At 35.3% G+C, this 13759-nt stretch carries 10 protein-coding genes and 5 tRNA genes; all 15 read left to right on the top strand.

Translation table 11 applies throughout. The annotated features are described in order from the left end of the window. Positions 1-107: 107 nt before the first annotated feature. The 15 genes from ACW5R3_RS10960 to ACW5R3_RS10890 all read left to right on the top strand — a co-directional run bounded on the left by ACW5R3_RS10960 (position 108) and on the right by ACW5R3_RS10890 (position 13726). Positions 108-181, top strand: a tRNA-Thr gene (locus tag ACW5R3_RS10960). Between the two features lie 35 nt (positions 182-216). Then, positions 217-298: transfer RNA gene (locus ACW5R3_RS10955), tRNA-Tyr, on the top strand. Positions 299-403: 105 nt separating this feature from the next. Then, a tRNA-Gly gene (locus ACW5R3_RS10950) sits at positions 404-476 on the top strand. A gap of 84 nt (positions 477-560) precedes the next feature. Continuing rightward, positions 561-632, top strand: a tRNA-Thr gene (locus ACW5R3_RS10945). Between the two features lie 59 nt (positions 633-691). Then, positions 692-1879 (top strand): elongation factor Tu, encoded by a 1188-nt coding sequence (gene tuf, locus ACW5R3_RS10940; protein ID WP_456577057.1) that lies wholly within the window; start codon positions 692-694, stop codon positions 1877-1879. A 60-nt stretch (positions 1880-1939) separates the two neighbouring features. Then, positions 1940-2012: transfer RNA gene (locus ACW5R3_RS10935), tRNA-Trp, on the top strand. Positions 2013-2068: 56 nt separating this feature from the next. Then, a complete protein-coding gene (gene secE / locus ACW5R3_RS10930) occupies positions 2069-2266 on the top strand; it encodes a preprotein translocase subunit SecE (RefSeq protein WP_456577056.1) in 198 nt (65 codons plus the stop codon). A gap of 10 nt (positions 2267-2276) precedes the next feature. Continuing rightward, positions 2277-2831, top strand: coding sequence for a transcription termination/antitermination protein NusG (gene nusG / locus ACW5R3_RS10925; protein ID WP_456577055.1), 555 nt, complete (start codon positions 2277-2279; stop codon positions 2829-2831). 74 nt (positions 2832-2905) lie between these two features. Further along, positions 2906-3346, top strand: coding sequence for a 50S ribosomal protein L11 (gene rplK / locus ACW5R3_RS10920; RefSeq protein ID WP_456577054.1), 441 nt, complete (start codon positions 2906-2908; stop codon positions 3344-3346). A gap of 17 nt (positions 3347-3363) precedes the next feature. Next, positions 3364-4053, top strand: coding sequence for a 50S ribosomal protein L1 (gene rplA, locus ACW5R3_RS10915; RefSeq protein ID WP_456577053.1), 690 nt, complete (start codon positions 3364-3366; stop codon positions 4051-4053). A 19-nt stretch (positions 4054-4072) separates the two neighbouring features. After that, positions 4073-4594, top strand: coding sequence for a 50S ribosomal protein L10 (rplJ, locus tag ACW5R3_RS10910; protein ID WP_456577052.1), 522 nt, complete (start codon positions 4073-4075; stop codon positions 4592-4594). 65 nt (positions 4595-4659) lie between these two features. Continuing rightward, entirely contained in the window at positions 4660-5034 is a 375-nt protein-coding gene (rplL, locus tag ACW5R3_RS10905) for a 50S ribosomal protein L7/L12 (RefSeq protein WP_456577051.1), read from the top strand. Between the two features lie 122 nt (positions 5035-5156). Further along, positions 5157-8969, top strand: a complete 3813-nt coding sequence (gene rpoB, locus ACW5R3_RS10900) for a DNA-directed RNA polymerase subunit beta (protein ID WP_456577050.1) — start codon at positions 5157-5159, stop codon at positions 8967-8969. Between the two features lie 77 nt (positions 8970-9046). Beyond that, positions 9047-13348 carry a DNA-directed RNA polymerase subunit beta' gene (gene rpoC, locus ACW5R3_RS10895; RefSeq protein ID WP_456577049.1) on the top strand — a complete coding sequence of 1434 codons (4302 nt, stop codon included), beginning with the start codon at positions 9047-9049 and terminating at the stop codon, positions 13346-13348. A gap of 60 nt (positions 13349-13408) precedes the next feature. Continuing rightward, the gene (locus ACW5R3_RS10890) at positions 13409-13726 is read left to right on the top strand and encodes a DUF3467 domain-containing protein (RefSeq protein WP_456577048.1); all 318 of its coding nucleotides are present in this window, start codon (positions 13409-13411) and stop codon (positions 13724-13726) included. Positions 13727-13759 lie beyond the last annotated feature (33 nt).

Here is a 13759-nt window from a genome sequence, read left to right as displayed (position 1 = left end):
AAATAAAAAAAAACGAAAAAAATGTTTTGAATAGTAAAATAAATATATACCTTTGCAGTCCGTTAGAAATAGCGGGCTTTTTTTTAGCATGTTTAACAAGCTAAAAAGCCGATGTAGCTCAGCTGGCTAGAGCAGCTGATTTGTAATCAGCAGGTCGTGGGTTCGAGTCCCTCCATCGGCTCAAAAAAAGTTTTGAAATATTGAATTAAAGTGATTGGGGAGATACTCAAGCGGCCAACGAGGGCAGACTGTAAATCTGCTGACTACGTCTTCGCAGGTTCGAATCCTGCTCTCCCCACAAAATGTTTCTACCGCGGTAGGGGCGCTAAAAAGCATAAGTAGCTTTTTATTATGATTTGAAATATTGATTACCTTTTAAATGCAGAAATGTATTTAAAGAAATGCGAGAGTAGCTCAGTTGGTAGAGCGTCAGCCTTCCAAGCTGAATGTCGCCGGTTCGAACCCGGTCTCTCGCTCTAATCCCTGCGGAGGCAGGCATCTCTTCTTTTAAGTTTTGTCTTTAATATGGGCATGCAAAAGATAGGAAATAAAAACTTTACGCCGGTGTAGCTCAGGGGTAGAGCGTTTCCTTGGTAAGGAAGAGGCCACGGGTTCAATTCCCGTCATTGGCTCATTTTTTTATAAAGAATAATTAAGTACTAATATAAATTAAGATTAAAATAAATTAAACATGGCAAAGGCAACTTTCGATCGTTCAAAACCACACCTTAACATAGGTACTATTGGACACGTAGATCACGGTAAAACAACTTTAACTGCTGCTATTACTAAAGTATTAGCTGATGCAGGTTTATCAGAAGCTAGAGATTTCGATACTATCGATAATGCTCCAGAAGAAAAAGAAAGAGGTATTACAATTAATACTTCACACGTAGAGTATCAAACAGCAAATCGTCACTATGCACACGTTGATTGTCCAGGTCACGCCGATTACGTTAAGAACATGGTAACAGGTGCTGCTCAAATGGACGGTGCTATATTAGTTGTTGCTGCTACAGATGGTCCAATGCCACAAACTCGTGAGCATATCTTATTAGGTCGTCAGGTAGGTATTCCAAGAATCGTTGTTTTCTTAAACAAGGTTGATATGGTTGACGATGAAGAGTTATTAGAATTAGTTGACATGGAAGTTAGAGATTTATTAAACTTCTACGAATATGATGGTGACAATGGTCCTGTTGTATCTGGTTCTGCTTTAGGTGCGCTTAACGGTGAACAAAAATGGGTTGATACTGTAATGGAATTAATGGAAGCTGTTGATAACTGGATCGAAGAGCCAGTACGTGATATGGATAAGCCTTTCTTAATGCCAATTGAAGATGTATTCTCTATTACTGGTCGTGGAACTGTTGCTACAGGTCGTATCGAAACTGGTGTTGCTAATACAGGTGATCCTGTTGAGATTATCGGTATGGGTGCTGAGAAAATTGCTTCTACTATTACTGGTATTGAAATGTTCCGTCAAATCCTTGATAGAGGTGAGGCAGGAGATAACGCTGGTATCTTATTAAGAGGTATTGAGAAGTCTCAAATTTCAAGAGGTATGGTAATCTGTAAGCCAGGTTCTGTAACACCACACGCTAAATTTAAAGCTGAGGTTTATATCTTGAAAAAAGAAGAAGGTGGTCGTCATACACCATTCCATAACAACTATCGTCCACAATTCTACGTTCGTACAACGGATGTAACAGGTAACATTGCTTTACCAGACGGTGTTGAAATGGTTATGCCAGGTGATAACTTAACAATTACTGTTGAGCTTATTAACACTATCGCAATGAATGTAGGTCTACGTTTCGCTATCCGTGAAGGTGGTAGAACAGTAGGTGCAGGTCAAGTAACTGAAATTTTAGATTAATTATTATCTAAACAATATAGAGTTAAGGTATTCCATTTCGGAATACCTTGACTTGTATTTACGGGTTTAGCTCAGTTGGTAGAGCACTGGTCTCCAAAACCAGGTGTCGGGAGTTCGAGTCTCTCAACCCGTGCTATTTAAGGAGTAAATCAATTTGTTACTTCCTGAAAAATAAAACATATTAAAACAATGGCTGGAATTGTAAACTATATAAAAGAATCATTTGGAGAGCTAAAAAACAATGTTACTTGGCCTACTTGGGCTGAAGGACAAAAGTTAACAGTTTTAGTTGCTGTGTTCTCTATCATTTTTTCATTAGCTATTTGGGGAATTGATACAGTATTCAGCAAAGCAATAGGATCTTACTTTCATTGGATTAACGGTTAAATAAAATTTTATGTCTGAAGGAAATGAGAAAAAGTGGTATGTAGTTAGAGCTGTTAGTGGGCAAGAGAATAAAATTAAAGCTTACATAGAAACAGAAATAGCACGCTTGGGATATGGTGATTTTGTTGAACAAGTATTAGTACCTACAGAAACAGTAATTCAAATACGTAACGGTAAGAAAACAAACAAAGAAAAAGTTTATTTTCCAGGTTACATCATGGTTAAAGCAAATTTAACAGGGGAAATTCCTCATATAATTAAATCAGTAACTAACGTTATTGGTTTTTTAGGTGAAACTAAAGGTGGTGATCCAGTGCCATTAAGACAATCTGAAGTAAACAGAATGTTAGGTAAGGTTGATGAGTTATCTATTAATGCAGATACAAATGTTGCAATACCTTATACAATTGGAGAAACAGTTAAAGTTATCGATGGACCATTCAATGGATTTGATGGTACTATTGAGAAAATTAACGAAGAGAAGCGTAAGCTTGAAGTAATGGTTAAGATTTTCGGAAGAAAAACACCATTAGAGTTAAGCTATATGCAAGTAGAAAAAGTATAGTATTTGTTACAAGAAAATAAAGTACAACTTTATGCTTCCAAACTTAAAGTTGTATTATAATTAAATTAATAAAAATGGCAAAAGAATTAAGTAAAGTAGTTAAACTACAAGTTAGGGGAGGTGCAGCGAATCCGTCGCCACCGGTTGGACCCGCTTTAGGTGCCGCTGGAGTTAATATCATGGAGTTCTGTAAGCAGTTTAATGCTAGAACACAAGATAAAGCTGGTAAAGTATTACCAGTGGTTATTATGGTATACAAAGACAAGTCATTTGACTTTGTTATCAAAACACCTCCTGCAGCTGTACAATTATTAGAAGCGGCCAAAGTAAAAAAAGGTTCGGGAGAACCACACATTAAAAAAGTAGCAAAAGTTTCTTGGGATCAGGTAAGAACCATAGCTGAAGACAAAATGCCGGATTTAAACGCATTTACAATTGAAGCTGCAATGACTATGATTGCTGGTACTGCTAGATCAATGGGTATAACTGTAAAAGGTGGCACTGCCCCTAATTAATCTAAAAAATTTCTAAAATGGCAAGATTAACAAAGAAACAAAAAGAAGCTGCAGCTAAAATCGAAAAAGGAAGAATTTATTCTGTCGATGAAGCTTCAGCATTAGTAAAAGAAATAACAAACACCAAATTTGATGCATCTGTTGACTTGGCAGTACGTTTAGGCGTAGATCCAAGAAAAGCAAACCAAATGGTAAGAGGTGTTGTAACATTACCTCACGGTACTGGTAAAGATGTTAAAGTATTAGCATTAGTTACTCCAGATAAAGAAGCAGAAGCTAAAGAAGCTGGTGCTGATTATGTAGGTTTAGATGAATACCTTGATAAAATTAAAGGTGGTTGGACAGACGTTGACGTAATCGTAACTATGCCAAGTGTTATGGGTAAATTAGGTCCATTAGGTCGTATATTAGGTCCTCGTGGTTTAATGCCTAATCCTAAGACAGGTACAGTAACAATGGATATAGCTAAAGCTGTTAGCGATGTTAAAGCTGGTAAAATTGACTTTAAAGTTGATAAAACTGGAATTGTACACGCTTCAATAGGTAAAGCATCTTTTAGTGCTGATAAAATTGCTGATAACGCAAACGAATTATTACAAACATTAATGAAACTTAAGCCAACTGCTGCTAAAGGTGTTTATGTGAAGAGTATTTTTATGTCTTCTACAATGAGCCCAAGTTTAGCTGTAGATCCAAAAATAGGTTAAGTAGTTTAAAACTTTTATTATGACAAGAGAAGAAAAATCACAAGTAATTGAAGAATTAACTGCGCAATTAGCCGATAATGCTAATATCTATTTAGCGGATATATCTGGTTTAAATGCAGGAACGACTTCAGACTTACGTCGTGCTTGTTTTAAAGCAAATATCAAATTAGCCGTAGTTAAAAATACATTGCTAGAAAAAGCAATGGAAGCATCAGATAAAGATTTTGGAGACCTTCCTTCTACATTAAAAGGAAATACCTCAATCATGTATTCTGAAGTTGGTAACGCACCAGCTAAAGTAATTCAGAACTTCCGTAAGAAATCAGATATGCCCCTTTTAAAAGGTGCTTTTATTGAGGAAGCTGTTTACATTGGTGATGATAACTTAGATACTTTAGTTAATATTAAATCTAAAGAAGAAGTTATTGGCGATATCATTGGCTTATTACAATCACCAGCTAAAAACGTTGTTTCAGCACTTAAATCAAGTGGTGGCAAATTAGCAGGTATTTTAAAGACACTATCTGAAAAAGAAGGATAGTCCAAAAGCGTACGCACTTATTTACAATTATATTATTATTAAAAATTTATTAAAACGATAGAAAAATGGCAGATTTAAAAGATTTCGCAGAACAATTAGTTAACTTAACAGTAAAAGAAGTTAATGAATTAGCAACTATATTAAAAGAAGAGTATGGTATCGAGCCTGCAGCTGCTGCTGTAGCAATGGCTGGTCCTGCTGCAGGTGGTGCTGATGCTGCTGAAGAAAAAACTGAATTTGATGTAATGCTTAAAGCTGCAGGTGGTTCTAAATTAGCAGTTGTAAAACTTGTTAAAGAATTAACTGGATTAGGCTTAAAAGAAGCTAAAGGTTTAGTTGATGACGCACCAAGCGCTATTAAAGAAGGTGTTGCTAAAGATGAAGCAGAAGCTCTTAAAGCTCAATTAGAGGAAGCAGGAGCAGAGGTTGAGCTTAAGTAATTTAAGCACTCAAAAACATAACGGTTTAGGTCTAAAGTGAACACTTTTAGACCTAGACCATTTTGCGTATATAATCGTTACATACGCTATTTTATTTTTTTTAATCAAAATTCCGCCCATTGATGTTAGCAAAACAAGCTGAAAGATTAAATTTCTCATCTATTATTAATAGAACAGAGTATCCTGACTTTATGGATATTCAGATAAAATCCTTCCAGGATTTTTTCCAGCTAGAAACTAAATCTGAAGAAAGAGGAGACGAAGGTTTATATAACACCTTCTTGGAAAATTTCCCAATTACAGACACACGTAATCAATTTGTTTTAGAATTTTTAGATTACTTTATTGATCCACCACGCTATTCTATTGAAGAGTGTATCGAACGTGGACTTACTTACAGTGTACCCCTTAAGGCTAGACTTAAATTGTACTGTACAGACCCTGAACATGAGGATTTCGAGACCATTGTTCAAGATGTGTATTTAGGAACAATACCTTACATGACACCTTCAGGTACTTTCTGTATTAACGGTGCCGAACGTGTAGTTGTATCTCAGTTACACAGATCACCAGGTGTATTCTTTGGCCAGTCATTCCATGCCAATGGAACTAAATTATACTCTGCCAGAGTTATTCCTTTTAAAGGATCATGGATCGAATTCGCAACTGACATCAATCAAGTGATGTATGCGTATATCGACCGTAAGAAAAAATTACCTGTAACAACTTTATTCAGAGCCATAGGTTTTGAACGTGATAAAGATATTTTAGAAATTTTTGACCTAGCTGAAGAAATTAAAGTTTCTAAAGCTGGACTTAAAAAAGTATTAGGTCGTAAGCTTGCGGCTCGTGTACTTAACACATGGCATGAAGATTTTGTAGATGAAGATACTGGTGAAGTAGTATCTATTGAACGTAACGAAATAGTTTTAGATCGTGATACCGTTCTTGATAAAGATAATATAGAAGAAATTCTTGAAACGAGTGTAAAAACAATTCTTTTACACAAAGAAAGTGCGCAACAAGGTGATTATGCTATTATTCATAATACACTTCAAAAAGATCCGACAAACTCTGAAAAAGAAGCTGTTGAACATATTTACCGTCAATTACGTAACGCTGAGCCGCCTGATGAAGAAACTGCTCGTGGTATTATTGACAAATTATTCTTTTCAGACCAACGTTACTCTTTAGGTGAAGTAGGTCGTTATAGAATGAACAAAAAATTACAGTTAGATATCGGTATGGATAAGCAAGTGCTTACCAAAGAAGATATCATAACTATTATTAAATACTTAATAGAACTTATCAATTCTAAAGCTGAGATTGATGATATTGATCACTTATCTAATCGTCGTGTTAGAACTGTTGGTGAACAATTATCATCTCAATTTGGTGTTGGTCTAGCTCGTATGGCACGTACAATTCGTGAACGTATGAATGTTCGTGATAATGAAGTATTTACACCTATCGACTTAATTAACGCTAAAACGTTATCATCTGTTATAAACTCGTTCTTTGGTACCAACCAATTATCACAGTTTATGGATCAAACCAATCCACTAGCCGAAATTACGCACAAGCGTCGTTTATCAGCTCTTGGACCTGGAGGTTTATCTCGTGAAAGAGCAGGTTTTGAGGTTCGTGATGTTCACTATACTCACTATGGTCGTTTATGTCCAATTGAAACTCCTGAGGGACCAAATATTGGTTTAATATCGTCACTTTCTGTTTACGCTAAAGTAAACTCAATGGGATTCATTGAAACTCCTTATCGTAAAGTTACTGATGGTACTGTAGATATTACAAGTACACCAACTTATTTAAGTGCTGAGGAAGAAGAAGATAAATTAATTGCTCAAGCAACTGTTAAGGTTGATGATAACGGTAAAATTTTACACGATAAAGTTATTGCTCGTATGGAAGGTGACTTCCCGGTAATTGACCCAAGTGAAATTCACTATACTGATGTAGCACCTAATCAAATTGCTTCTATATCAGCATCGTTAATTCCTTTCTTAGAACATGATGATGCCAACCGTGCATTAATGGGATCTAACATGATGCGTCAGGCTGTACCTTTATTACGTCCACAAGCTCCTATTGTAGGAACTGGATTAGAAAGACAAGTTGCATCTGATTCTCGTGTATTAATAAATGCAGAAGGAAATGGTGTTGTAGAATATGTTGACGCTCGTGAAATTACTATCAGATATGATAGAACTGAAGACGAAGCTAAAGTAAGTTTTGATAGCGAAACTAAAACATATCCTTTAGTTAAGTTTAGAAAAACCAATCAAGGAACATCCATTAATTTAAAGCCTATTGTAGAAAAAGGTGATAAAATTAAAAAAGGACAAGTTCTTTGTGAAGGTTATGCAACACAAAAAGGAGAATTAGCTTTAGGACGAAATATGAAAGTAGCCTTTATGCCTTGGAAAGGGTATAACTTTGAGGATGCGATTGTAATTTCAGAAGAAGTTGTAAGAAATGATGTGTTTACATCTATCCATATTGATGAATATTCATTAGAAGTTCGTGACACGAAATTAGGAAACGAAGAATTAACTAATGACATACCTAACGTTTCTGAAGAAGCCACTAAGGATTTAGATGAAAACGGTATGATTCGCGTTGGTGCTGAAGTAAAACCTGGTGATATATTAATTGGTAAGATTACACCTAAAGGGGAGTCTGATCCTACACCAGAAGAAAAATTATTACGTGCCATTTTTGGTGATAAAGCAGGTGATGTTAAAGATGCATCTTTAAAAGCTTCTCCATCATTACACGGTGTAGTAATTGACAAGAAATTATTTGCTCGTGCGGTTAAAGATAAGCGTAAGAGAGCTCAAGATAAAGAAGATATTGCTGCATTAGAGGCATTATACTTTAAGAAATTCGATGATTTAAAAGATATTCTTGTTGAGAAATTATTTGCTATCGTTGCAGGTAAAACAGCTCAAGGTGTTTTTAATGATTTAGGTGAAGAAGTTTTACCAAAAGGTAAGAAATATACACTTAAAATGTTAAATGCTGTTGATGATTATACGCATTTAACTACAGGATCTTGGACAACAGATGATTATACAAATAAATTAGTAGCTGATTTAATTCATAACTACAAGATTAAAGAAAACGATTTACAGGGTTCTTTACGTCGTGAGAAATTTACGATTTCAGTAGGTGATGAGTTACCATCAGGTATTATTAAACTTGCTAAAGTTTATATAGCTAAAAAACGTAAGCTTAAAGTAGGTGATAAGATGGCAGGACGTCACGGTAACAAAGGTATTGTTGCTCGTATAGTTCGTCAAGAAGATATGCCATTCCTTGAAGACGGAACACCAGTTGATATTGTTTTAAATCCATTAGGTGTACCATCTCGTATGAATATTGGTCAGATTTATGAAACCGTTTTAGGTTGGGCTGGCCAGAAGTTAAACCGTACATATGCAACACCAATTTTTGATGGTGCATCATTAGACCAAATTAATGAGTTTACTGATGAAGCAGGTATTCCAAGATTCGGACATACTTACTTATATGACGGTGGTACAGGGCAACGCTTTGACCAACCTGCAACAGTAGGTGTTATCTACATGTTAAAACTTGGTCATATGGTTGATGATAAGATGCACGCTCGTTCTATTGGACCATACTCATTAATTACACAACAACCATTAGGTGGTAAAGCACAATTTGGTGGTCAGCGTTTTGGTGAAATGGAAGTTTGGGCATTAGAAGCTTATGGCGCATCTGCAACATTAAGAGAAATATTGACAGTTAAATCTGATGATGTTATTGGTAGAGCTAAAACATACGAAAGTATTGTTAAAGGAGAACCAATGCCAGAACCTGGTTTACCAGAATCATTCAACGTACTTATGCACGAATTGAAAGGTTTAGGACTAGACATTAGATTAGAAGAGTAAAAAAATAGTTATCATGCACAGTGTCTAGTTTGTTATCAAATTAGATACTGTAGCTGACAACTGAAGACTTAAAAAACATGGCAAGAAAACAAGATAAGAATACAGTACAGAGATTTAATAAAATCTCCATAGGTTTAGCTTCACCAGAGTCTATTTTAGCAGAATCCCGTGGCGAAGTTTTAAAGCCAGAAACTATCAATTATCGTACTCATAAACCAGAACGTGACGGGTTATTTTGTGAGCGTATTTTTGGTCCTGTAAAGGATTATGAATGTGCTTGTGGAAAATACAAACGTATCCGATATAAAGGTATCGTATGTGACCGTTGTGGGGTTGAAGTAACGGAAAAGAAAGTACGTCGTGATCGTGTTGGACACATTAATTTAGTGGTTCCTGTAGCACACATCTGGTACTTCCGTTCATTACCAAACAAAATTGGTTATTTACTTGGATTACCATCTAAGAAATTAGATATGATTATTTACTACGAGCGTTATGTAGTAATTCAACCAGGTATCGCTAAAAATGCCGAAGGAGAACCAATCCAAAAAATGGATTTCCTTACGGAAGAAGAATACTTAAATATATTAGAAACACTACCTCAAGAAAACCAATATTTGGAAGATACAGATCCAAATAAATTCTTGGCTAAAATGGGGGCTGAGTGTTTAATAGAGCTATTAGGTCGTATTAATTTAGATGAATTATCATTTGAATTACGCCATAAAGCCAATACAGAAACATCTAAGCAACGTAAAACGGAAGCATTAAAGCGCTTACAAGTTGTTGAAGCATTACGTGAATCTAACGAATACCGTGAGAATAAAGCAGAATGGATGATTATGAAAGTCATTCCAATTATTCCACCAGAATTACGTCCGTTAGTACCTCTAGATGGTGGTCGTTTTGCTACATCTGATTTAAATGACCTTTACCGTCGTGTTATTATCCGTAATAACCGTTTAAAGCGTTTAGTTGAAATCAAGGCACCAGAAGTAATTCTACGTAATGAAAAACGTATGTTACAAGAATCTGTGGATTCATTATTTGATAACACACGTAAATCTTCTGCTGTTAAAACCGACTCTAACAGACCTTTAAAATCTTTATCAGATTCATTAAAAGGTAAGCAAGGTCGTTTCCGTCAAAACTTACTTGGTAAGCGTGTGGATTATTCAGCACGTTCTGTAATTGTTGTAGGACCAGAATTAAAATTATTTGAATGTGGATTGCCAAAAAATATGGCAGCAGAATTATACAAACCTTTCGTAATTAGAAAATTAATTGAAAGAGGTATTGTTAAAACTGTAAAATCTGCGAAGAAAATTATAGATAAGCGTGAACCTGTTGTTTGGGATATTTTAGAAAATGTTTTAAAAGGACATCCCGTTCTTTTAAATCGTGCTCCTACCTTACACCGATTAGGTATTCAAGCTTTCCAACCAAAATTAATTGAAGGTAAAGCAATTCAGTTACACCCATTAGTAACAACAGCCTTTAATGCCGATTTTGATGGTGATCAAATGGCGGTGCACTTACCATTAGGCCCTGAAGCTATTTTAGAGGCTCAAATGTTAATGTTAGCATCTCATAATATATTAAACCCAGCTAATGGTTCGCCAGTAGCAGTACCTTCTCAGGATATGGTACTTGGTTTATATTATATGACAAAAGAACGTATCTCAACAGAAACTGTTAAGATTAAAGGTGAAGGATTAACATTCTATTCTCCTGAAGAAGTTGTAATTGCTTATAATGAAGGTCGTGTAGACTTAAATGCCGCTATAAGAGTTAGAACTTATGCTTTTAACGAATCTGAAGAGTTAACGTTACAAGTTATTAAAACAACTGTAGGTCGTGTCTTATTTAACGAAAAAGTACCACATGCAGCAGGTTATATCAACCAAGTTTTAACTAAGAAATCATTAAGAAATATTATTGGTGATATCTTAAAAGCTACTAGTGTACCAGAAACGGCTGCATTCTTAGATGAAATTAAATCGTTAGGTTATAACTTTGCATTCCGTGGTGGTCTATCATTTAGTTTAGGTGATATTATTATTCCACCAGAAAAACAATCTATGATTGATGGTGCCAATGTTAAAGTAGATGGTATTATGGCCAACTATAACATGGGACTTATTACAAATAATGAACGTTACAACCAGGTTATTGATATTTGGACATCTACCAATGCTGAATTAACCGAGTTATCTATGAAACGTATCCGTGAAGACCAACAAGGTTTCAACTCGGTATATATGATGCTTGATTCTGGTGCTCGTGGATCTAAAGAACAGATTCGTCAGCTTACAGGTATGCGTGGATTAATGGCGAAACCTAAAAAATCTACAGCCGGTGGTGGTGAAATTATTGAAAATCCAATTCTTTCTAACTTTAAGGAAGGTCTTTCAATTTTAGAATACTTTATCTCAACACACGGTGCTCGTAAAGGTCTTGCCGATACCGCTCTTAAAACAGCCGATGCAGGTTATTTAACTCGTCGTTTAGTTGATGTTTCTCAAGACGTTATTGTAAACAGTGTAGACTGTGGTACATTACGTGGTGTAGAAGTAACTCCATTAAAGAAAAATGATGAAGTTGTTGAAACTTTAGGCGAACGTATTGTTGGTCGTATTTCTTTAAATGATGTATTTAACCCACTTACTGATGAATTATTAGTATCATCTAATCAAATGATTGATGAAGTGGTAGCTAAGGCTATTGAAAATTCACCAGTTGATGCGGTAGAAGTACGTTCACCATTAACATGTGAAGCTAAAAAAGGTATCTGTGCTAAATGTTACGGACGTAACTTAGCTAACGGTAAAATGGTTCAAAGAGGTGAAGCTGTAGGTGTTGTTGCCGCACAGTCTATTGGAGAACCGGGTACACAGTTAACACTTCGTACATTCCACGTAGGTGGTATTGCAGGTAACATTTCAGAAGACAATAAATTAATTGTTAAGTTTGATGGTGTTGCTGAAATTGACGAACTGAAAACTATTAAAGGTGAAGATGCAGATGGTAATGAAGCTAACATAGTTATTTCACGTACATCTGAATTAAAATTAGTAGATAAGAAAACAGGTATTACTTTAAGTACCAACAATATTCCTTACGGTTCCACTATTCTTGTTAATAATGGTGATGATCTTAAAAAAGGTGATGTTGTTTGTTCTTGGGATCCATATAATGGTGTTATTATATCAGAATTTGCTGGTAAAGTACGCTATGAAAACATCGATCAAGGTATAACTTACCAAGTAGAAATTGATGAACAAACAGGTTTCCAGGAAAAAGTAATTTCTGAATCTAGAAATAAGAAACTTATTCCAACGCTTCATATTGAAGATGCTAAAGGAAACGTTATGCGTTCTTACAACTTACCAGTTGGTGCGCACTTAATGATAGACGACGGAGAAAAAATTAAAGTTGGTAAGATTTTAGTTAAAATCCCTCGTAAGTCAGCTAAGTCTGGTGATATTACCGGTGGTTTACCTCGTGTAACAGAATTATTTGAAGCACGTAACCCATCTAACCCAGCAGTAGTAAGTGCTATTGATGGTGTTGTATCATTCGGTAAAATTAAGCGTGGTAACCGCGAAATTATCGTAGAGTCTAAATTAGGAGAAATTAAGAAATACTTAGTTAAATTATCAAACCAGATTCTTGTACAAGAAAATGACTTTGTTAAAGCTGGTATGCCACTTTCTGATGGTTCTGTTACTCCTAATGATATTTTAAATATTAAAGGCCCTTCAGCAGTACAACAATACTTAGTAAATGAAGTACAAGAAGTATATCGTTTACAAGGTGTGAAGATTAATGATAAGCACTTTGAAGTTGTTGTAAGACAAATGATGCGTAAAGTAAGAATCATGGATTCTGGTGATACGACATTCTTAGAAAACCAATTAGTACACAAAGCAGATTTCATTGAAGAAAATGACGAAATTTTTGGAATGAAAGTTGTTGAAGATGCTGGGGAATCTACGAATCTTAAAGCAGGACAAATTGTTTCACCACGTGATTTAAGAGATGAGAATTCATTATTACGCCGTGAAGATAAGCAGCTAGTTGTAGCACGTGATGCGCAACCAGCAACTGCAACACCAATACTTCAAGGTATTACTAGAGCATCGCTACAAACTAAGTCATTTATTTCAGCAGCATCGTTCCAAGAAACTACAAAAGTTCTTAACGAAGCAGCCGTAAATGGTAAAGTAGATACTTTAGAAGGTCTTAAAGAAAATGTTATTGTTGGGCATCGAATTCCTGCAGGTACAGGTATGCGAGCTTATGATAATATTATCGTAGGATCTAAAGAAGAGTTTGATGAAATGATGCAAGCTAAACAAGAAGTTAATTTTAACTAATTAATAAACTTAAAAATAGCGTGAAGAGATTCACGCTATTTTTTTTATAATATAATTCCAATGAGCGATAATCCAAATCAAAAAAAACAAGGACAGATAAATATAGAAATAGATGAACAAACAGCCGAAGGGACGTATTCTAATCTAGCTATTATTAATCATTCAGTTTCCGAATTCGTTGTCGATTTTGTTAGTGTTATGCCTGGTACTCCTAAGAGTAAAGTGAAATCTCGCATTATCTTAACGCCACAACATGCTAAACGCTTACTAAAAGCCCTAGGTGAAAACGTTACACGTTTTGAAAATGCACACGGCGAAATTAAAGATTATGAGCAACCACCAATTCCATTAAATTTTGGACCGACAGGACAAGCTTAAAAAATTAAAAACCCCTTTTTATTATAAAAAGGG

This window comes from Algorimicrobium bowmanii, from assembly GCF_054031195.1.
The sequence above is the reverse complement of the archived record's forward strand: the minus strand, read 5'-3'. Positions and strand labels throughout refer to the sequence as shown.

What these genes read in the sequence shown, in the direction of transcription:
- tuf (WP_456577057.1), top strand. Translation starts at nt 692, where the DNA reads ATGGCAAAGGCAACTTTCGATCGTTCAAAACCACACCTTAACATAGGT.
- secE (WP_456577056.1), top strand. Translation starts at nt 2,069, where the DNA reads ATGGCTGGAATTGTAAACTATATAAAAGAATCATTTGGAGAGCTAAAA.
- nusG (WP_456577055.1), top strand. Translation starts at nt 2,277, where the DNA reads ATGTCTGAAGGAAATGAGAAAAAGTGGTATGTAGTTAGAGCTGTTAGT.
- rplK (WP_456577054.1), top strand. Translation starts at nt 2,906, where the DNA reads ATGGCAAAAGAATTAAGTAAAGTAGTTAAACTACAAGTTAGGGGAGGT.
- rplA (WP_456577053.1), top strand. Translation starts at nt 3,364, where the DNA reads ATGGCAAGATTAACAAAGAAACAAAAAGAAGCTGCAGCTAAAATCGAA.
- rplJ (WP_456577052.1), top strand. Translation starts at nt 4,073, where the DNA reads ATGACAAGAGAAGAAAAATCACAAGTAATTGAAGAATTAACTGCGCAA.
- rplL (WP_456577051.1), top strand. Translation starts at nt 4,660, where the DNA reads ATGGCAGATTTAAAAGATTTCGCAGAACAATTAGTTAACTTAACAGTA.
- rpoB (WP_456577050.1), top strand. Translation starts at nt 5,157, where the DNA reads ATGTTAGCAAAACAAGCTGAAAGATTAAATTTCTCATCTATTATTAAT.
- rpoC (WP_456577049.1), top strand. Translation starts at nt 9,047, where the DNA reads ATGGCAAGAAAACAAGATAAGAATACAGTACAGAGATTTAATAAAATC.
- ACW5R3_RS10890 (WP_456577048.1), top strand. Translation starts at nt 13,409, where the DNA reads ATGAGCGATAATCCAAATCAAAAAAAACAAGGACAGATAAATATAGAA.